We start from the raw sequence: 19,056 nt of genomic DNA on the forward strand, positions 1-19,056 counted from the left end.
GCTGCGGAATCCTTTAATGCTAAAATAAAAGACTTCAGAAGACAGTTTAGAGGTGTAACGGACATTAAATTCTTCCTGTACAGATTATGCAAAATTTATGCTTAGACCCAGAATTTGGTCGTGATCCATTTTCTTTTGATTTGTCTGAGGGGGAGGGAATAAAAAAAGGAGAGTAAAACTACTCTCCTTCTGTGGGCGTTGACGGATTCGAACCGCCGACCCTCTGCTTGTAAGGCAGATGCTCTGAACCAGCTGAGCTAAACGCCCGAAATGTTTTTTATTTATGAAAGGTGGGCGTTGACGGATTCGAACCGCCGACCCTCTGCTTGTAAGGCAGATGCTCTGAACCAGCTGAGCTAAACGCCCTTTCACAAAATTTTATTTTTGTTGTGTCTTTCTCTTTAAGACGGTGCAAAGATACGGCTTTATTTTATTCCTCCAAACATTTCAGCCAAAAAATTAAAAAAAAATACAACTTTACAGGTTTCTCGACAATAATAATTACCTTTGCATCTCTATATTAATAATGTATATGAAATTTTCAACACTGACAGCTATTTCTCCTGTAGATGGACGCTACAGAAACAAAGCCGAGGGTTTAGCGGCCTATTTTTCAGAGTACGCACTTATTAAATACAGAGTGCAGGTAGAAATTGAGTATTTTATTACGCTTGCAGAGTTCTTACCCCAATTGAATTCTACCGTATCTCCATCTCTTAAAGAAGATTTGAGAAAGATTTATACGGGCTTTTCGTTGGAAGATGCTGCACGGATCAAAGAGATCGAGAGTGTAACCAACCACGACGTAAAGGCTGTCGAGTATTTTATAAAGGAAAAATTCGATCTGCTGTCTTTGGAAGATTGCAAAGAGTTTATCCATTTTGGCTTAACATCCCAGGATATAAACAATACATCAGTTCCGTTGTCTCTGAAAGATGCCCTCAATGAGGTGTATTATCCTTCATTGCAAGAGGTGATTGATATGCTTAAACAATATGCTACGCAATGGATGGATATACCAATGTTGGCAAAAACACACGGTCAGCCTGCTTCTCCAACCCGTTTGGGTAAGGAGGTCATGGTTTTTGTTTACCGTCTGGAGCAGCAACTGGCGTTATTGAAATCTGTTCCTATTTCTGCCAAGTTCGGTGGTGCAACCGGAAACTTTAATGCTCATCATGTGGCTTATCCCGCATCAGACTGGCGCGCCTTCGGTAACCGGTTTGTAGGAGAGGTGCTGGGGCTTCAAAGGGAAGAGTGGACAACACAGATATCGAACTATGATAATCTTTCGGCAGTGTTTGACGGGATGAAACGTATTAATACGATCCTGATCGACTTGAATCGCGATTTCTGGCAATATATATCCATGGAGTATTTCAAACAGAAGATTAAAGCTGGTGAAGTGGGCTCGTCTGCCATGCCTCATAAGGTTAATCCCATCGATTTTGAAAATGCGGAAGGAAACCTTGGAATGGCTAATGCTATTCTGGAACATTTGTCTGTTAAGTTGCCGGTTTCGCGTTTACAACGTGACCTTACAGACTCTACTGTATTGAGAAATATAGGTGTTCCGATGGCGCATATAGAAATAGCGTTTAAAAGTTTAACAAAAGGCCTCGGTAAGTTGTTATTAAATGAACAAGCTTTGTATCGTGATCTTGATGCCTGTTGGGCAGTGGTTGCCGAAGGTATTCAGACCATCTTGCGTAGAGAAGGTTATCCAAAGCCTTATGAAGCTCTTAAAGCACTTACAAGAACAAACGAAGGTATCACTGCTCAGTCAATTAGTAGTTTTATAGATGAATTAAATGTTAGTGACGAGGTAAAGAATGAATTAAAGGCTATAACGCCGCATAATTATACAGGAGTTTAGTGTTAACAAAGGGCAACCGTGAGGTTGCTAGTAATTACTTATTATTCAATTATATCAAATGAGCACAGAAGAAAGAGATGAATCTCAACCGCGTCCGAGAAAGATAATTCCAAGTATCAGACGGGAAAACACAGACCAGGAAGGTGAAAGAAGACCTTACAATCAGGGTTACAACAGACCTGAGGGAAATAACTATGAACGTAGACCCTATAATCGTCCCGAGCGTGATGATCGTGGAGGTTACAGATCTTACGACAATCGTCCGTCGTATGGAGAAAACCGGAATTCATACGGAAACAACGACCGTCCGTCACGTCCGACTCGTCCTTATGGGGATCGCGACGGAGGCAATGCGCGTCCTTCGTATGGTAATAATCGCCCGTCTTACGGCAACAGAGAAGGAGGTTATAATAAACCCTCATATGGTAATCGTCCTTCTTATGGTAACAATGAACGCCCCTCTTATGGTAATAACGATCGTCCGTCTTACGGAAACAATGATCGTCCGTCGTATGGTAATAGCGACCGTTCGTATGGAAACCGTCCATCCTACGGAAACAATGACCGTCCGTCGTACGGTAATCGTCCTTCGTATGGCAACAACGACCGTGGCTATGGTAACGAACAACGTCCGTTTAACCGTCCGTCAAGACCTAATTTCGACAACAGACCGTCCAGACCAGTGCCTAATTCGGCTTCGGCAGCAGAGGGTGATGCAACGGCAGACGGCATAAAGAAAAGAAGACCTCGTGTAGGTGATACCCGCGTAAATTCGTACGATAACAGAGATAATCGCGGCGGAGGAAGACCTTCATTTGGAGGTAATCGTCCTTCTTATGGTAATAATCGCGGTGGAGGTTATGGTAACCGTCCGCAGCAGAGACGTACTAGCGATTATAATCCGAATGCTAAGTATAACTTCCAGAAGCAGCTTAAGTATAAGGAAGTGCTGGCAGATCCGAACGAACCGATCCGTTTGAATAAGTTCTTGTCTAATGCCGGTGTTTGTTCAAGACGTGAGGCCGACGACTTTATTCAAAATGGTGCCGTAAAGGTAAATGATGTAGTTGTAACCGAGTTGGGTACCAAAATTACACGTGCCGATAAGGTGGAGTTCCAGGATAAGCAGGTTCAGATTGAAAGCAAAGTATATATCGTGCTTAACAAACCAAAGAACTGCGTAACTACGTCTGATGATCCTCAGGAACGTTTGACTGTTATGGATTTGGTTAAGAATGCTTGTCAGGAGCGTATTTATCCTGTAGGTCGTCTTGATAGAAACACAACTGGTGTGTTGTTGTTGACTAACGATGGAGACCTGGCATCCAAACTTACCCATCCTTCTTTCAAGAAGAAGAAGATTTATCATGTTTGGTTGGATAAGAATGTTTCAATTGAAGATATGGAGAAAATTGCAAACGGAATTGAATTGGAAGATGGAGAGATCCATGCCGATGCAATAAGCTATGCAAGTGAAGATGATAAAAGCCAGGTGGGTATTGAAATCCACTCAGGCCGTAATCGTATTGTACGTCGTATTTTCGAATCTCTGGGTTATCATGTGGTGAAGTTGGACCGTGTTTATTTTGCCGGTCTCACCAAGAAAAACCTAAGCCGCGGAAAATGGCGTTACCTGAACGAAAGAGAAGTGAATGCACTTCGAATGGGTGCATTTGAATAATATACAGGCATAGCCGGTTTGAGATATAATCGGCTATCTTGTTTAATTACCGTTAGAAAAAAAGAAGAAAATGGAAACCATTGTTAGAACAAAAATTGTAGATGTACTTAAAAGCGAGGCTTTTGGTACGACTGTTAACGTGAAAGGATGGGTACGCACCCGCCGAGGAAGTAAGCAAGTAAGTTTTATAGCTTTGAATGATGGATCTACAATTAATAATGTTCAGATTGTTGTTGATGTTGATCTTTTTGGAGAAGAGTATCTCAAGCCTATAACAACTGGTGCATGTATCAGTGTGAATGGTGAGCTTGTGGAGTCGCAGGGACAAGGACAAAATGCCGAAATTCATGCAAAAGAAATTCTGATCTACGGAACGGCAGATCCTGCAACTTATCCTTTACAAAAGAAAGGCCATTCGCTGGAGTTTTTAAGAGAAATTGCGCACTTGCGTCCTCGTACAAATACTTTCGGAGCGATATTTCGTATTCGTCACCATATGGCGATTGCTATTCACCGTTTTTTCCATGACAGAGGATTCTTTTATTTTCATACCCCGATTATCACAGCTTCTGATTGTGAAGGAGCGGGACAGATGTTTCAGGTTACTACCCTGAATCTGTATGATTTGAAGAAGAACGAGGAAGGCTCTATTATCTATGACAATGATTTCTTCGGCAAACAGACCAGCCTTACTGTTTCCGGTCAGCTTGAGGGTGAATTGGCTGCCATGTCGTTAGGTTCAATTTATACATTTGGTCCTACTTTCAGAGCAGAGAATTCAAATACACCCAGACACCTTGCCGAGTTCTGGATGATCGAGCCTGAAGTTGCCTTCAATGAGATTGCAGAGAATATGCAGTTGGCCGAAGACTTCATCAAATATTGTATTCAGTGGGCTTTAGACAATTGCAAAGAGGATATTGAATTCCTTAGCAAGATGTACGATAAAGAGCTTATCGAGCGATTGGAGTTTGTATTGAAGAATAGCTTCGTTCGTTTGACCTATACCGATGGTGTTAAGATATTGGAAGAGGCTGTTGCAAACGGTCACAAGTTCGAATACCCGATCTATTGGGGAGCCGATCTTGCTGCCGAACACGAGCGCTATTTGGTAGAGAATCATTTCAAATCGCCGGTGATCCTTACTGATTATCCAAAAGAAATCAAATCATTCTATATGAAACAGAATGAAGATGGAAAAACGGTACGTGCTATGGATGTTTTATTCCCTAAGATCGGAGAGATTATTGGTGGATCGCAACGTGAGGAAGATTACGAAAAATTATCACGCAGAGCAAAAGAAATGGGAGTTCCTGAAAAAGATATCTGGTGGTACATGGATACCCGTAGATTCGGAACTGCTCCTCACTCTGGCTTTGGATTAGGATTTGAACGTTTACTGCTTTTCGTAACCGGAATGACGAATATCAGAGATGTAATTCCTTTCCCCCGTACTCCGAAAACAGCAGAATTTTAATTCAGACTTACATCTGGTGTAACATAAAAAGGTCCGGCTATCTGTCATAACCGGACCTTTTCAATTTAATCTTCGTAATCTATTTCGATAGGGATCTGTCTTTTGAAGGCCTCTTTAAAGGATATCAAAGTCTCCGTACGAGCCAGACCCAGCGGTTGGAGCTTGTTATGAATAATGTTTAGCAGATGTTGATTGTTTTTAGCATATATCTTGATAAACAAGTCATACTGTCCCGTAGTGTAGTGACATTCTACAACTTCAGGTATTTGTTTAAGAGCTTCTGTAACCGATGGGAATTGTCCGGGTGTTTTCAGGTAAAGTCCCATGTAAGCGCAAGTCTCGTAACCAACTTTTGTATTGTCAACAATAAATTCAGACCCTTTTATAACTCCCAGGTTTGTGAGCTTCTGTATCCTTTGATGTATTGCTGCTCCGGATACATTACATTCTCTGGCGACTTCCAAAAAAGGCATACGTGCATTGCCAATAATTAGTTTTAATATTTTTTCGTCAAGTTCGTCAAGTTGATGATGTGCCATATTGTTGTATATTTGTCTGAATTGAAAACTGTTTCTTACATTTTAATACAAAAGTAAAGAAATTTCTGTTAGTATTTATATTTTGTGTGAAAATAAATTTATATTGATATCTTTTGTTGTTGAAAAATTAATTAAACCTGGAATGAGTGATTCGAGTCTTATAGTTTGTAAGTATTTGCCGGATTCTAATGAAGAAATAGTAAGGCAGGTAGAGTTGACATATAATGATGCTTTTCCGCTTGTAGAACGTCGGGATTTTGTGGATGTGGTCTATTTGCTTCGTACTGAAAAAAGATTTAATTTGGAGCTTATAATGCACTCAAATAAATATGTGGGTTTTATTACCTGGTGGGATTTTGACTCATTTGTTTATATAGAGCATTTTGCTATTGACGAAAAGCATCGCAACGGGGGATATGGTGGTAAGGCTTTGTCGCTGTTTCTGCAGAATTTAAAAAGAATGGTTGTTCTGGAAGTTGAACCTCCTCTGGATAGGATTAAAATCAGCCGGATTTCATTCTATAAACGAAATGGTTTTCATTACCATTCGTTCCCTTATAAGCAACCCCCATACAGGCCCCAAGATCCAATGTTGCCAATGGCATTTATGACTTTCGGTTACGATGAGTCAATAGATCTCGAAATGATTAAACAGACTATATATAAACATGTATATAGATGGAGTTAATAAAAAAAGAGCCGGATTTAAAATCCGGCTCTTTTCTATAATATGATACTTCTCTTTTAGTCTACTTTCAAACCTGCAGAGTAGTTGATCTTTAATGCATATGCTTCACGAAGAGCCTGTTTTACATCTGTGATAACACCCATTTTTGTTTCTTTGTCTGCCTTAATAGACACTGTCATAAAGGGGGCATCCTCTTCTTTCATACTTGACTTTTCCTGAGCAATGTAATCCTGAATTTCCGATGTTTCAGCAAACTGATCATTTAACTGAATACGTGTTTCAGAACCTAATTTTCCTCTCAATTCCTGAGTGGGTTTTCCAACATAAATAAATGTTACCAATGACTTTTTTTCCAGCTTTTGAAGCTCAGTTGCTTGTGGAGCCTTAAATACCACTTTCAAAGTTACTTCACGCATTGATGTTACCATCATGATAAAGAACAAGAAAGCAAATACTAAGTCAGGTAATGATGATGTATTCAATTCAGGCATCTCGCGACCGCCTGCGTTACTAAACTTTCCCATTACTTTTTATCTCCATAATTTTTAGGCTCTGCTTCAGATATCTTTTGTGGATAAATCTGAATTACAGCGTCTTGTTGTTCTTCTGTCAAAGCTTCAAATAACTTTCCAAACTTTTCTTTGGATATCTCATTTCTTAATTCGTTATAAGCTCTCGCCAACTCATTTTGAACATCGATATATGCTTGATACTCTGTTCCACGGTCATTCTGCAAGGATATGATGTGGTTCTTAGTAATCATTACTTTTCCAAAGAATGGAACATCTTCTTCAACCTTTTCCGGTTTATGCTCATCGTTAAAAGGATTCTGAACGAATTCTTTAACAAGGTCTTTCAATTGCTTGATATCGACGTATTGATCGCCGCAAAGAATTTGGTTGTTACTGTTAATCAGTACTACAAGCAGATTTCTTTTTTTAATATCAACATCCTGGTCCTTTTGTTCTTTGGGTACTGGAGGTGGCAAACGTCTTGCCAAACCACGGTCTGTATCCATTGAAGTAGTAATAAGGAAAAAGATAAGCAACATGAAAGCGATGTCGGCAGATGAAGAGCTGTTAATTGATGGAGCTTTTCTTTTTCTTCTAGCCATACTGTTTTTGTTGTTTATTAATTCTTATTACTAATTTATCTACTTAAAACTTTCTTGATTGAAAAATAAGATAATGAAACCAAGATTAATGCAATCAAAATATAAGTGGTAAATAACCACATATCTGTTAGTTTCAACCAGAAATCAGTATTATGTTCTCCATCATATCCTACAAGATTAAGAAGAGTTCCGTCTCCCATAGAATAAGATATGATAAGAATTGCAGCTGATACAGCTAAAATTCCTAAAGGCATAATAGCCGATTTTGGATCATGTTGTACAAGAGATGCTATGTCCCACAATGCAAATACTGCTAAAGCTACCAATGTAGCTGCAAAAATTGCATAAATCCAATTTAAAAGCAAGCTTGTATATACAGGTTCTACCATTTCAGCTGCAGGATCTACAACCCCACCAAAATAGTAAATCCCCAAAACAAGAAGGGATATTAGCGATACAGCTAATAACGTCCAGCTTGATGTTTTTCTAATTTTAGTAACTGACATGGTTTAATTATTTTTTGAATTTTAAGTTGTATTTAATAACAAGGTCAATCAAAGTGATTGATGCATCTTCCATCTTGTTCAAAATACCTTCCAATTTGCTCAACAAATAGTTGTAGAATACCTGAAGAATCAAAGCAACGATAAGACCACCGATTGTTGTGATCAAAGCCACTTTCATACCACCTGCTACAACCGTTGGGCTGATATCACCTACTTGTTGGATTTTATCGAAAGCCATAACCATACCTACTACTGTACCCAAGAAACCTAATGATGGAGCCATAGCAATAAACAATGTAATCCAAGAAAGGTTCTTTTCAAGCAAACCACCTTGTACACCACCGTATGAAATGATTGACTTTTCAACGATATCAACACCTTGGTCGATTCTCATTAATCCTTGATAAGCAATAGACGCAATAGGTCCTCTTGTTTCACGAGCAATTGTTTTTGCACCTTCTACATCACCTTTGTCAAGAGCTTCTTCGATTTTCTTAAGTAATTTTGAAGGGTTTGTATCAGCTAAACTAAGATAGATAATTCTTTCCAAGCTAAAAGCCAAACCAAAGATAAGAGCGATAGCAACCAAGCTCATAAAGTCGGCACCACCTTCAATAAATTTTGTTTTTAAAGCCTTGTGGATACCACCTTCAACAGCTGACTGGTCAGCAGCTTGTTCAGTCTGAGGAGCAGCTTCATCCTGCGCCATTGCTGCATTAGAGATACCCAGGGTAAATAAACCCAAGAATGCGATAATTGCAAATAACTTCTTCATTGTGTGTTTAATTTTTAAGATTAATAATTCTCTTATTTATTTTTGTTTTTGTTTTTAATAATTCATGATATTATGCGGAGAGAGCGGGATTCGAACCCGCGATACGCTTTAGGCGTATACACGCTTTCCAGGCGTGCCTCTTCAACCACTCGAGCATCTCTCCAATACAAACGCAAGCTCCCTATCCTCAAAACGAGCGCAAATTACAAAAAAAATCTCATCTGCAAATGAATGAGCGCACAAATCTAAAGTTTTTGCTTGATATATCAACAACATTGAGGGCAATAATTTTAAATAAGCCCTCAAAATAAATCAGAGCCATTATTTATTAACTATTTTAAATAATTCCAATGTGTTGTTTCTGGTAATTTCTACAGTTTCTTTAACACTTAATCCAAAAATCTCTGCAATTTTTTCGGCTGTCTTCCAAATGTATATTGGAAGATTGGTTTTTCCTCTGTAGGGTACCGGAGGCAAATAGGGTGCATCTGTTTCTAATACAATTTTATCTATAGAGGTTCTTTTTAAGACTTCCCGTAATGTGGAATTTTTATAGGTTACCACTCCATTGATGCCAATTTTAAAGTTATTTAACTCCAGAACGGCGTCTAACTCTTTTTCATTTCCGGTGAAGCTGTGAAATACCCCGCTCAGCTTGTCGTTACCAACATTGTGAATACATTGTAAAACTTCGGGAAATGCTTCTCTTGTATGTATCGCTACCGGTAAATTCATTTTTACAGCCCAACGCAGCTGCTCCTCAAAAACAATTTCTTGTTCTTTCAGGTAGGTTTTATCCCAGTAGAGATCTATTCCTATTTCTCCAATCGCACAGTATTCTCTTATCTCTAATAAAGACTGAATTTGTTCCAATTCTTTTTCAAAGTTGCAATCAACACTTGTTGGATGAAGCCCCATCATAGGAAATACAAAGCCGGGATAAGCGTCGCAGAGAGAAAACATGCGATCAATTGATGTCGAATCGATATTGGGAAGTAATATCTTATCTATCCCGGATTCTTTAGCTTCATGAATCAAAAGATCTCTGTTTTCATCAAACTCTTCAGCATATAAGTGGCTGTGGGTATCTATCAGATTCATACCTCTCTAAACATAAGATTGTTGGCAACCTCTTTTAGAATTACTTTTTTAGATGATTCTGTGCTTATTGATTCAAGTGCTTCCATCCCTTTTGCAAAGAAATCCTGTATTTTTTCTTCTGTGAGTTTGCGGATTCCCATCTTATCATATAGTTGGGTAATGGCTGAAATTTTTTCTGAAGCAATAAATTCCCGGCTGTTCATCCATCTGTTTAACTCATCCAACTGATTCGTGTTTGCAAGTTTATAGGCATTCGTTAGTAAAAACGTTTTTTTATTACATAAGATATCACCCCCTATGTTTTTGCCAAATGTTTCCGGGTTGCCATATACATCCAGCAGATCATCCTGAAGTTGAAAAGCCAGACCGATTTGAATTCCAAAATCATAAAGAAGAGATGCGTCTTTATCTGAAGCTCCTCCGATTATCGCCCCAAGTTTTAAGCTGCAAGCAAGTAGAACAGCTGTTTTAAGCCGGATCATTTCGATATATTCTGCTACTGTAACATCGTCTCTTGTTTCAAATTCCATGTCCAGCTGCTGACCTTCGCAGATTTCGAGAGCCGTTTTTGAAAATAAGTTTATTACCTCACTTAATTTTTTTGAAGGTGCTTCGGCAATCAGCTGGTATGCATAGATCATCATGGCATCTCCAGACAAGATTGCCGTATTTGCATTCCATACTTTATGTACGGTAGGCCTGTTTCTTCTTTTATCAGCCTGATCCATCAGATCGTCATGCAGCAAAGTGAAGTTATGGAATACCTCGATGCCCAGAGCTGGTAGTATTGCTTTATCAACATCTTCGTCAAATAGGTTGCAGGCAAGAAGTGTAAGTGCCGGCCTGATTCGCTTTCCCCCTATCTCAAGAATATATTCAATCGGTGCATATAAGGATTGAGGGTGTCTGGAAAAACGAAGTTGGGATACTTCATTTTCTATTCTATTAAGTGTTTCTTTAAATGAATACATGACTGATTATTTGAAATGAAAAAGGCTGCAGAACGAACGCAGCCTTTTTTATATTTATAAAACTAAAGTACTATTGAAGTCTGAAAGTAATAGGCACTGTATACTTAACACGTACAGGTTTTCCTCTTTGCTTTCCAGGAGACCATTTAGGCATCGTGTTGATTACGCGAAGAGCCTCTTTATCCAAAGATGGGTCTACACCACGAAGCACTTCTGCATCTACGATAGAACCGTCTCTGTTTACAACGAATGCACAAATTACACGACCTTGAATACCGTTTTCCTGTGCTATAACCGGATATTTGATAGATTTAGCAAGGAACTGTAGCAATGCAGCGTCACCACCAGGGAACTGAGGCATAGTTTCTACAACAGTAAAGATAGGCTGTGAAGATTCTTCTTCTTCTTCTACAACTTTAGGTGCAACATAGGTTTGTGTCTGAGCTGCTTTCTGGTTATCTTCAGAAGTTACAATATCTTGTTGTTCAAGATCCACATCATCTTCCACAACGTTCAATACTTCGGTTACAACCGGAGCAGGGGGAGGAGGAGGAGGAGGAGGAGTGTTTTCCGGACGAGTAATTTCAATCTGCTCCTCTGCAATAACATCAGCAACACCTTGATCTTGTGCAACCTTTACATCTCTGTTACTCCATTCGAATGCAACGAACAGAATAGCAAGGCCAACAACCATACCCATTAGCAGGGATGTCATTTTGCCTTTTTCCAGGTCTGCTTTCGGTGATTTTTTGATTTCCATACGTTTATAATGTTTTATGTGTTTTTCAATACTGCAAAAATACAAATTATTTTATACCACAATCATTAAAAAACAAAATAGTTGATACTTTTTGTCTTTTTTATATTAACCCGTAAAAATTTTGGCCAATTTATACCTTACGACCACTTTTTTACGTTTAATTAGTGAAATTTGTATTTTCCCTGAATTGCGCGGTAAAGTAAAAACTTTTTTTTCAGAAAAATGTACCTTTGACCGCATTTTGTTTAAAAAAATATGAGAAATATTCTTCTGATGCTTTTATTTACTCTTGTTGCGGGATCGCTTCATGCTCAAGAGGGAGAAGAGGTTTTTACTTTTCTTCGTTTTCCTTCGTCTTCAAGAGCAAATGCTTTAGGCGGACATACTGTTTCATTAATTGAAACAGATCCTTCGTTGATTTTTCATAATCCTGCATTATTGGGAGGCGAAATGGATCAAATGGTGAATCTGAATTATATGAATTATATTGCCGACATCAATGTGGCAAGTGCTCTTTATGTTAAAGCTATTGCTGAAAGAAGTACGATTGCCCTTGGTGCTCATTATATAAATTACGGGCAATTTGATGAAACGTCGGTAGGTAATGAGCTCATTGGCCGGTTTTCAGCCAATGATATTTGTTTGAATGGCTTTTATGCTTATGATCTGACCGATTTTTTGCGTGGGGGGGTGACTCTTAAATTTCTTTACTCTTCTTTAGAAAAATATACATCAATCGGCTTGGGGGTAGATGTTGGACTGAGTTATTATAATCCCGATAAGGGGTTTTCTGCCGGATTTACGCTAAAAAATATGGGGGCTCAGCTTAAAGCATATAATGAAGATCGGTTGCGTTTGCCCTGGGATGTGCAAATTGGATTCACAAAAAAAATGAATCATGCCCCGTTCCGGCTTTCAGTTACAGGTATGTATTTAAATAAATGGAAATTTTCGTCTGTTGACGGTGTCAATAAAGTAGAGGATAGCTTTGTTAAAACATTATCAAAGCATCTGGTTTTTGGGGTTGATTTTATTCCTACCCAGAATTTTTGGTTGGGAGTGGGCTTTAATCCTAAAGCAAATGCAGATATGAAATTGCAGAATGGTAATAAACTTGGCGGATTTTCGATGGGGGCCGGAGTAAAAGTGAACCGGTTCGATGTAGGTGTATCAGTTGCCCGTTATCATCCGTCTGCTACCTCTTTGATGCTTAGTTTTTCTATGTTCCTTGGAGATATTGCTCCCTGATAATCCATAAAAATAGTACATTTGTGTCGGATTTATTGTAATGAATCCGACGACCCTGTTGTTTAACGGAGTAGATACTGTTAAGCACTGTATGTTTTTAATAATTACGCAAAAAAGAATATTACATAATGGAGAAGAAAATTGTAATTGCAGTAGATGGGTACTCTTCTTGTGGGAAAAGTACGATGGCTAAAGATTTGGCAAAAGAGATCGGATATACTTATATAGATAGCGGAGCCATGTACAGAGCGGTGACTCTTTATTGTCTGCAAAATGAAATTATTGAAAATGGGGTGGTGGACGAAGTCCGCTTAAGGTCGGCAATGAATCAAATTCATATTTCATTTCAGATGAATAATGAAAGTGGAAAACCCGATACCTACCTTAACGGAGTAAACGTTGAAAAGGAGATACGAGGAATGGAGGTAGCCAATCATGTAAGTACCATTGCAGCCATAGGCTTTGTTAGGCAGGCTATGGTTGAGAAGCAACAGGAAATGGGACAGCAAAAAGGAGTTGTCATGGATGGACGCGATATCGGGACCGTGGTATTCCCTAATGCTGAACTTAAGATTTTTGTTACTGCATCACCAGAGGTGAGGGCTCAAAGACGGTACGACGAAATGATGGCGAAGGGAGAGCCTGCTATATTTGAAGATGTGCTTGCAAATGTGAAAAAAAGAGATCTTATAGATACAACGAGAGCTGAAAGTCCATTGTGCAGAGCTGAAGACGCACTGGAACTTGATAATTCTCATTTGTCTATCGCTGAACAAAAGGCGTGGTTACTTGTTCAATTTAACAGAGTAACAAGAGAATAAAGCAATATGATAGAAGTAGAAATAGATAATGGATCGGGCTTTTGTTTTGGTGTGGTAAACGCGATAGGAAGTGCCGAGCGTGAGCTGTCGTCGACAGACAAGTTATATGTACTGGGAGACATCGTTCATAACAGTCAGGAGGTAGAACGCCTGCAGCATCAGGGTTTAGAAACAATTGAGCATGCAGATCTCACCTCGCTTAAAGGGAAGAAAGTGCTGCTTCGGGCACACGGGGAACCGCCTTCCACTTATCAGATAGCGAAGGAAAACGATATTACGATTGTTGATGCAACGTGTCCGGTAGTGTTGCAGTTACAGCGTAAAATACATAAGCGGTATATGGAGACCCGCTCTGAGGATGTACAGCTTGTAATTTACGGCAAGAAAGGACACGCCGAGGTAAATGGCCTGGTTGGACAAACCGATGGTACAGCCATTGTTGTAGAAAAGGTGGAGGATTTGGAACAGCTCGACTTTACAAAAGGAATAGTTTTATTTTCTCAAACCACTAAACCACTACAAGGGTTTCAGGATATTATTGCTTTTATTAAGGAGCGAATTGCTGATGATGTGAAATTTGAGTATTTTGATACGATATGCCGGCAGGTTACCAATCGTATTCCAAATATAAAAGTTTTTGCTCCGAAACATGATTTTATTTATTTCGTTGCAGGTAAAAAGAGCTCGAATGGAAAGGTATTGTTTGAAGAATGCCGGAAGGCCAACCCAAATACCATTTTTATATCAGAAGCTGCAGAGATTACAGAACCGCTGCCTGCTTGGGTAAAGAGTGTGGGGGTCTGCGGGGCCACATCCACGCCTAAATGGCTTATGGAAGAAGTTGCAGGTAAAATAAAGTCGATGAATCCGTGAAGTGATAAAATGTTTTCAGATTTGTGAAGAAAGCTAACAAAATTCTCGCTATTATTATTTTATTCTTACTTTTGCAGCGAATTAAAATATTCTATGGATATGACAACTATCAAATGTATTGGTATTTTAACTTCCGGTGGTGATGCCCCGGGTATGAATGCTGCGGTACGCGCAGTAACTCGTTGTGCAATATATAACGATATTGAAGTTAAAGGAATTTACCGCGGATACAAAGGATTGATTACAGGCGAAATTGAACAGTTTAAAACTCAAAATGTAAGCAATATAATCCAACGGGGTGGCACAATTCTGAAGACGGCTCGTTGCCAGGAATTCAGGACCCCTGAAGGTCGTAAACAAGCTTATGATAAATTAAAGGAAGAGGGAATTGATGCGCTGGTTGTAATTGGTGGTGACGGAACCCTTACCGGCGCAAGGATTTTTGCACAGGAATTCAATTATCCTATCGTAGGTTTGCCAGGTACAATTGATAATGATTTATTTGGTACGGATGTAACGATTGGTTACGACACAGCTTTAAATACAATTATGGAGTGTGTCGACAAAATCAGAGACACCGCAACTTCGCACGATCGGTTGTTTTTTATTGAGGTTATGGGTCGCGATGCCGGATTCCTTGCATTAAATGGTGCAGTTGCCGCAGGAGCTGAAGCTGCTATTATTCCGGAAATTGCTATGGAAAAGGATCAATTGGCTGAAACCATTGAAAGCGGTTTTCGTAAATCTAAAAACAGTAGCATCGTTTTGGTTGCCGAAAGCGAAGTAACCGGAGGTGCTATGGGTGTTGCCGAACGTGTAAAAAGGGAATATCCTTCTTTTGATGTTCGTGTAACCATTCTTGGCCATTTACAACGAGGAGGTTCTCCAACAGCACAGGATCGTATCCTGGCCAGCCGTATGGGTATTGCTGCGATTGATGCGTTGTTAGACGACCAGCGAAATGTTATGATCGGTATTCAAAACGATCAGATTGTATATGTACCTTTCTCCAAGGCTATCAAAAACGACAAACCTATCAATCGCGATTTGCTTGATGCAGTTCGGATTCTGTCTCTATAACAGCATGATACTATAAAAAGACACCCTCTTTGGTCTTGGCCGAAGAGGGTGTCTTTTTTAAAGTTTATTGTTATTTACCGGAGGAAGTATCAATCGTAATGAATTATCTTTTGTAAAATACCTCCATGCCCAGTTTAAGAAAATTATCAATTTATTTTTAATTGTGAGTATCAGCATCAGATGTAAAAACATCCAGACAATCCATGCAAAATACCCCTCAAATTTAATGAATGGTAAATCTACTACCGCTTTATGATTCCCGATAGTTGCCATTGAACCCAAGTCTTTATATTCAAACTCAATAAGGTCCTTGTTCTGCTCTATGGCTTTTAGATTTTTTGCCAGACGTATAGCTTGATTAATGGCTACATTGGCAAGTTGCGGATGTCCATTGGGATATTTTGACGTTTCCATATAGGCGATATCTCCAATGGCAAATACGTCGATACAATTTAATACCCTGTTGTAACGGTCAACATGAATTCTATTTCCTCGTACGATTGTATTGTCTGGTAATCCTTCTATTGTATTACCCGTGATACCCGCTGCCCATATTACTGTTCCTGTTTTTATCTCTTCTCCGTTATTAAATACTGCAATTTCTCCGTCATAACTAGTCATATGCAATCCGGTTCTCACAACCACTCCCATCTCCTGAAGATATTTTTGGGAGGCATTCTTGGCCGTGTCACTCATATTGTTCAGGGTATTCTGACTTCCTTCTACAAGTATAATTTTCAATTTTTTGAAATCAATATCCGGATAGTCTTTCGGTAAAACGGTATTCTTGATTTCAGCAAAGGCGCCGGCAAGTTCCACTCCGGTTGGTCCTGCTCCAACAATAAGTATATTCAGTAATCTCTCCTTTTCCTGCTCTGAAGCCGAAATGATGCGTTCGAATGTGAGTAAAATATGATTTCGTATCGCAATCGCATCAGAGGTTGATTTTAGCGTGAGCGAATGATTCTCAATCTGAGTATTGCCAAAGAAATTTGATTTACACCCAGTTCCGATTACCAAATAATCATAGGCGAAGTTTCCAATATTTGTGATCACTTCTTTCTGTTCCCTGTCTACTTTGCTTACTTCTGCAATTCTTATATGAATATTCTTTTTCTTTTTAAATACGCTTCTAAGAGGGAAAGAAATGCTGGAAGGGTCTATCTGAGCTGTGGCAACCTGATAAAGCAGAGGTTGGAACTGATGGTTGTTCAGCTTGTCTAAAAGCGTGATTTCAAACAATTTTTCATCTAATTCATTTACTAGCCTGATGCCTGCAAACCCGCTTCCTACAATAACAATCTTTTTCTTTGTATCCATAGCAGTAAACTTTTCATTCATGTTTATTGAATATATGGAGTCTGCTGTGAAGAAAAAATGCCAAGTACTCCTTTAAATTCATTCTTAAACCATATGGATAAAACCTATAATCGAAAGAATTGTTTTAAAATCGCAAGGAAAAAGCCTGGATCGTAGCTTTAATATAATTTGTAATTCGTTCTTAAGACTTTAAATTCGGTACGACGGTTAATCTGATCAGCGATATCTTGTTGTTCGGGTGGCAGATTCAGAATAAATTCTTCTGTTAGTTTGTCCCCCTCTTTCAGAAAGTCGAAACTTCGTGCCATTTTTTTATTAATTTCCTTAGGCATATTTTTTCCGTATCCTTTAGCTTCAAGTCTCTCCTTTTCTATGCCTCCGGCTATCAGGTAATCTACCACCGACTGGGCTCTGCGCTGAGCCAGCGACTCGTTGTACTCGATACTCCCTTTCCGGTCTGTATGGGCTGCGAGTTCAATCGTTATATTCGGGTTATCATTCAACATTTTTATTAACTCATTGAGCGCCGTTTTTGAGTCTGGCCGTAAGCTGGCTTTGTCAAAATCATAGAAGATATTTTCAATTAAAACAGGTTTGGATATGGGGGAGAGGAAGAAGTCTACTATGTAGGTTTCGTTTTTTTCTTCCGCAGAAGTCACCAGTTCGAAATTCTGATTAAGATAGCCTCTGGCGCTAGCCATCATAACATACGAATTATTACGTTTTAACTCTACTTTATAAGAGCCATCTTTCTTGGCCATTACTTTTTCATTTAATCCGTCTTTGCCAACAATCCGTATAACAGCGTCTTCTATGGGATATTCATCCGCATCAGATACGATACCTTCAATTTGTACTGTTATTGAGGGAAGATCGAATGAGAAGAGATGATCATTTCCTCTGGCATCGTTTCTGTTGGAACTGAAAAAACCCGTCTCTTTTTTGCCGGCAAAGGTTATTCCGAAGTCGTCCGCTGCAGAGTTTATAGGAGTCTGCATATTCTCAATCTCCCATTTTCCATCAGGAGTTCGGGTTGCCTTATATAAATCTAAGCCTCCCATGCCCGGATGTCCGTCTGAAGCAAAATAGAGTGTAACGGAATCTCTTACATATGGAAATACCTCATCACCTTCTGTATTGATCTGAGGACCCAGGTTTTCTATCGGTCCAAAATCATTCCCTATGGCACGTGCCCTGTATATATCTTTACCTCCATAGCCCCCCATGGCATCAGATACAAAAAAAAGATATTTCCCATCTGGTGAAATGGAAGGATGGGCAAGGGTTGTGACCGAATCTTTCAATAATTGAACTTTTACGCCCTTTCCCCATTTGGCATTACTACGTGAAGAAACATAGATTTCGGCTGTTCTGGAAGATTCAGGATCTTGCGAACAATACGTATAATACATGGATCTTCCATCAGCGCTGAATGAGGGTGTTCCTTCATCAAACTCTGTATTAACTTCATCCTCGATCTCTTCGGGAGCAAGCCACTCGCCTTTCTCATTTTTTTTTGCCAGATAGAAATTGTTATTCCCAAGTCCGGTTATAGCGCTGATCTTGCTCTCTTTATCTTTTGTTCTGGAAGATGCGAAATAGAGTTGGTCAAAATTGCTGCCGTAAAGCATGGGACTGAATTCACTCCGCCGGGAGTTGAATTTATCCATCTTTTTTACAGTATATCGGGTAGGTGTTTTTTTCCATTCAGGAGCAAGCAGGCATCCATTGATTCCGTTCAGTGCTAATTTATTTTGCGGATTTAATTTTAAGAATGCTTCGTATTGCTTGATAGCATCCCCATATTTACCTGTTTTATGAAGCATTTGGGCCAATCTGAGTATAGCTATACTGTCTGGGTAGTTGTAGCGTATTGCATTCATATATGCACTTGATGCTCGCGGTGTGTTGTTTATTATCCGGTTGCACTCCGCCATTCGGAAAGCGATATATCCTCTTAGATCCCGATTTTGAGGTTTTGTTTTTGTGTATACTTTACGGTATATGGCTGCTGCTTCATAATATTCGCCAATACGATGTTTTTCTTCTGCATCACTCAGCTTAGCCGATTTACAGGAGAAGAGAACTAAGGCTGCAAGTAGAAGCCATAAATAAGACAAAAAACAATACTTCATAACACGTAATGCATGATTATAACAAAGTAACTGATTTTTTTTATATTTATTATGCTTGTTTGTCCGATTCAATAAAAAAGTAATGCTTAGA

At 39.2% G+C, this 19,056-nt stretch carries 18 protein-coding genes and 3 tRNA genes; 8 read left to right on the forward strand and 13 right to left on the reverse strand.

Annotated features, from left to right (window positions below):
- Positions 1 to 192 precede the first annotated feature (192 nt).
- Both AB7E53_RS07925 and AB7E53_RS07930 read right to left on the reverse strand, forming a co-directional pair.
- A tRNA-Val gene (locus tag AB7E53_RS07925) sits at positions 193 to 267 on the reverse strand.
- Between the two features lie 24 nt (positions 268 to 291).
- Positions 292 to 366: transfer RNA gene (locus tag AB7E53_RS07930), tRNA-Val, on the reverse strand.
- Between the two features lie 166 nt (positions 367 to 532).
- Here AB7E53_RS07930 and purB point away from each other — a divergent pair.
- The 3 genes from purB (at position 533) to asnS (ending at position 5,034) form a co-directional block, all read left to right on the forward strand.
- Positions 533 to 1,876: an adenylosuccinate lyase gene (purB, locus tag AB7E53_RS07935; protein ID WP_446775088.1), complete on the forward strand. Its 1,344-nt coding sequence runs from the start codon at positions 533 to 535 to the stop codon at positions 1,874 to 1,876.
- A gap of 58 nt (positions 1,877 to 1,934) precedes the next feature.
- Positions 1,935 to 3,557: a pseudouridine synthase gene (locus tag AB7E53_RS07940; RefSeq protein WP_350456193.1), complete on the forward strand. Its 1,623-nt coding sequence runs from the start codon at positions 1,935 to 1,937 to the stop codon at positions 3,555 to 3,557.
- Between the two features lie 70 nt (positions 3,558 to 3,627).
- On the forward strand, positions 3,628 to 5,034 hold the full coding sequence (asnS, locus tag AB7E53_RS07945) for an asparagine--tRNA ligase (protein ID WP_079683694.1): 1,407 nt from the start codon (positions 3,628 to 3,630) through the stop codon (positions 5,032 to 5,034).
- 65 nt (positions 5,035 to 5,099) lie between these two features.
- On the opposite strand, the gene AB7E53_RS07950 is transcribed toward asnS, so the two are convergent.
- Entirely contained in the window at positions 5,100 to 5,573 is a 474-nt protein-coding gene (locus AB7E53_RS07950; RefSeq protein ID WP_068182788.1) for an Lrp/AsnC family transcriptional regulator, read from the reverse strand.
- A gap of 142 nt (positions 5,574 to 5,715) precedes the next feature.
- Between AB7E53_RS07950 and AB7E53_RS07955 the strand changes: the two genes are divergently transcribed.
- Positions 5,716 to 6,261, forward strand: a complete 546-nt coding sequence (locus tag AB7E53_RS07955) for a GNAT family N-acetyltransferase (protein ID WP_446775090.1) — start codon at positions 5,716 to 5,718, stop codon at positions 6,259 to 6,261.
- Positions 6,262 to 6,317: 56 nt separating this feature from the next.
- Here the strand turns inward: AB7E53_RS07955 and AB7E53_RS07960 are convergent, their stop codons facing one another.
- The 8 genes from AB7E53_RS07960 to AB7E53_RS07995 all read right to left on the reverse strand — a co-directional run bounded on the left by AB7E53_RS07960 (position 6,318) and on the right by AB7E53_RS07995 (position 11,488).
- Positions 6,318 to 6,785, reverse strand: a complete 468-nt coding sequence (locus AB7E53_RS07960; RefSeq protein WP_179399588.1) for an ExbD/TolR family protein — start codon at positions 6,783 to 6,785, stop codon at positions 6,318 to 6,320.
- On the reverse strand, positions 6,785 to 7,375 hold the full coding sequence (locus AB7E53_RS07965; RefSeq protein ID WP_179399587.1) for a biopolymer transporter ExbD: 591 nt from the start codon (positions 7,373 to 7,375) through the stop codon (positions 6,785 to 6,787). The genes AB7E53_RS07960 and AB7E53_RS07965 overlap by 1 nt, the downstream gene beginning before the upstream one ends.
- Positions 7,376 to 7,410: 35 nt before the next feature.
- Complete coding sequence (locus AB7E53_RS07970) at positions 7,411 to 7,881, reverse strand: hypothetical protein (RefSeq protein WP_179399586.1); 471 nt, start codon at positions 7,879 to 7,881, stop codon at positions 7,411 to 7,413.
- A gap of 7 nt (positions 7,882 to 7,888) precedes the next feature.
- Positions 7,889 to 8,656 carry a MotA/TolQ/ExbB proton channel family protein gene (locus AB7E53_RS07975; protein ID WP_446775092.1) on the reverse strand — a complete coding sequence of 256 codons (768 nt, stop codon included), beginning with the start codon at positions 8,654 to 8,656 and terminating at the stop codon, positions 7,889 to 7,891.
- 75 nt (positions 8,657 to 8,731) lie between these two features.
- Positions 8,732 to 8,819, reverse strand: a tRNA-Ser gene (locus tag AB7E53_RS07980).
- A gap of 158 nt (positions 8,820 to 8,977) precedes the next feature.
- Positions 8,978 to 9,757: a TatD family hydrolase gene (locus tag AB7E53_RS07985; protein WP_446775094.1), complete on the reverse strand. Its 780-nt coding sequence runs from the start codon at positions 9,755 to 9,757 to the stop codon at positions 8,978 to 8,980.
- On the reverse strand, positions 9,754 to 10,728 hold the full coding sequence (locus AB7E53_RS07990; protein WP_446775096.1) for a polyprenyl synthetase family protein: 975 nt from the start codon (positions 10,726 to 10,728) through the stop codon (positions 9,754 to 9,756). Before AB7E53_RS07990 ends, AB7E53_RS07985 begins: the two co-directional genes overlap by 4 nt.
- 70 nt (positions 10,729 to 10,798) lie before the next feature.
- Positions 10,799 to 11,488: an energy transducer TonB gene (locus tag AB7E53_RS07995; RefSeq protein WP_179399582.1), complete on the reverse strand. Its 690-nt coding sequence runs from the start codon at positions 11,486 to 11,488 to the stop codon at positions 10,799 to 10,801.
- 255 nt (positions 11,489 to 11,743) lie between these two features.
- Here AB7E53_RS07995 and porQ point away from each other — a divergent pair, with 255 nt between their 5' ends.
- From porQ to pfkA, 4 genes are all read left to right on the forward strand, one after another.
- Entirely contained in the window at positions 11,744 to 12,736 is a 993-nt protein-coding gene (gene porQ / locus AB7E53_RS08000; RefSeq protein ID WP_079683701.1) for a type IX secretion system protein PorQ, read from the forward strand.
- 128 nt (positions 12,737 to 12,864) lie between these two features.
- A complete protein-coding gene (gene cmk, locus AB7E53_RS08005; protein ID WP_079683702.1) occupies positions 12,865 to 13,557 on the forward strand; it encodes a (d)CMP kinase in 693 nt (230 codons plus the stop codon).
- 6 nt (positions 13,558 to 13,563) lie between these two features.
- Entirely contained in the window at positions 13,564 to 14,430 is an 867-nt protein-coding gene (locus AB7E53_RS08010) for a 4-hydroxy-3-methylbut-2-enyl diphosphate reductase (protein ID WP_079683703.1), read from the forward strand.
- Between the two features lie 99 nt (positions 14,431 to 14,529).
- Positions 14,530 to 15,510 (forward strand): 6-phosphofructokinase, encoded by a 981-nt coding sequence (gene pfkA / locus AB7E53_RS08015; RefSeq protein WP_068183000.1) that lies wholly within the window; start codon positions 14,530 to 14,532, stop codon positions 15,508 to 15,510.
- Positions 15,511 to 15,567: 57 nt separating this feature from the next.
- On the opposite strand, the gene AB7E53_RS08020 is transcribed toward pfkA, so the two are convergent.
- Both AB7E53_RS08020 and porE read right to left on the reverse strand, forming a co-directional pair.
- Positions 15,568 to 16,830, reverse strand: coding sequence for an NAD(P)/FAD-dependent oxidoreductase (locus AB7E53_RS08020; protein WP_446775098.1), 1,263 nt, complete (start codon positions 16,828 to 16,830; stop codon positions 15,568 to 15,570).
- A gap of 158 nt (positions 16,831 to 16,988) precedes the next feature.
- Entirely contained in the window at positions 16,989 to 18,965 is a 1,977-nt protein-coding gene (gene porE / locus AB7E53_RS08025) for a PorE family type IX secretion system protein (protein ID WP_446775100.1), read from the reverse strand.
- Positions 18,966 to 19,056 lie beyond the last annotated feature (91 nt).

It is taken from the genome of Macellibacteroides sp., assembly GCF_050251695.1.
GTDB lineage: Bacteria > Bacteroidota > Bacteroidia > Bacteroidales > Tannerellaceae > Macellibacteroides > Macellibacteroides fermentans.

What these genes read in the sequence shown, in the direction of transcription:
- AB7E53_RS07985 (WP_446775094.1), bottom strand. Translation starts at nt 9,757, where the DNA reads ATGAATCTGATAGATACCCACAGCCACTTATATGCTGAAGAGTTTGAT.
- AB7E53_RS07995 (WP_179399582.1), bottom strand. Translation starts at nt 11,488, where the DNA reads ATGGAAATCAAAAAATCACCGAAAGCAGACCTGGAAAAAGGCAAAATG.
- cmk (WP_079683702.1), top strand. Translation starts at nt 12,865, where the DNA reads ATGGAGAAGAAAATTGTAATTGCAGTAGATGGGTACTCTTCTTGTGGG.
- porE (WP_446775100.1), bottom strand. Translation starts at nt 18,965, where the DNA reads ATGAAGTATTGTTTTTTGTCTTATTTATGGCTTCTACTTGCAGCCTTA.
- asnS (WP_079683694.1), top strand. Translation starts at nt 3,628, where the DNA reads ATGGAAACCATTGTTAGAACAAAAATTGTAGATGTACTTAAAAGCGAG.
- AB7E53_RS07960 (WP_179399588.1), bottom strand. Translation starts at nt 6,785, where the DNA reads ATGGGAAAGTTTAGTAACGCAGGCGGTCGCGAGATGCCTGAATTGAAT.
- AB7E53_RS07955 (WP_446775090.1), top strand. Translation starts at nt 5,716, where the DNA reads ATGAGTGATTCGAGTCTTATAGTTTGTAAGTATTTGCCGGATTCTAAT.
- pfkA (WP_068183000.1), top strand. Translation starts at nt 14,530, where the DNA reads ATGACAACTATCAAATGTATTGGTATTTTAACTTCCGGTGGTGATGCC.
- AB7E53_RS08010 (WP_079683703.1), top strand. Translation starts at nt 13,564, where the DNA reads ATGATAGAAGTAGAAATAGATAATGGATCGGGCTTTTGTTTTGGTGTG.
- porQ (WP_079683701.1), top strand. Translation starts at nt 11,744, where the DNA reads ATGAGAAATATTCTTCTGATGCTTTTATTTACTCTTGTTGCGGGATCG.
- purB (WP_446775088.1), top strand. Translation starts at nt 533, where the DNA reads ATGAAATTTTCAACACTGACAGCTATTTCTCCTGTAGATGGACGCTAC.
- AB7E53_RS07970 (WP_179399586.1), bottom strand. Translation starts at nt 7,881, where the DNA reads ATGTCAGTTACTAAAATTAGAAAAACATCAAGCTGGACGTTATTAGCT.
- AB7E53_RS07975 (WP_446775092.1), bottom strand. Translation starts at nt 8,656, where the DNA reads ATGAAGAAGTTATTTGCAATTATCGCATTCTTGGGTTTATTTACCCTG.
- AB7E53_RS08020 (WP_446775098.1), bottom strand. Translation starts at nt 16,830, where the DNA reads ATGGATACAAAGAAAAAGATTGTTATTGTAGGAAGCGGGTTTGCAGGC.
- AB7E53_RS07990 (WP_446775096.1), bottom strand. Translation starts at nt 10,728, where the DNA reads ATGTATTCATTTAAAGAAACACTTAATAGAATAGAAAATGAAGTATCC.
- AB7E53_RS07965 (WP_179399587.1), bottom strand. Translation starts at nt 7,375, where the DNA reads ATGGCTAGAAGAAAAAGAAAAGCTCCATCAATTAACAGCTCTTCATCT.
- AB7E53_RS07950 (WP_068182788.1), bottom strand. Translation starts at nt 5,573, where the DNA reads ATGGCACATCATCAACTTGACGAACTTGACGAAAAAATATTAAAACTA.
- AB7E53_RS07940 (WP_350456193.1), top strand. Translation starts at nt 1,935, where the DNA reads ATGAGCACAGAAGAAAGAGATGAATCTCAACCGCGTCCGAGAAAGATA.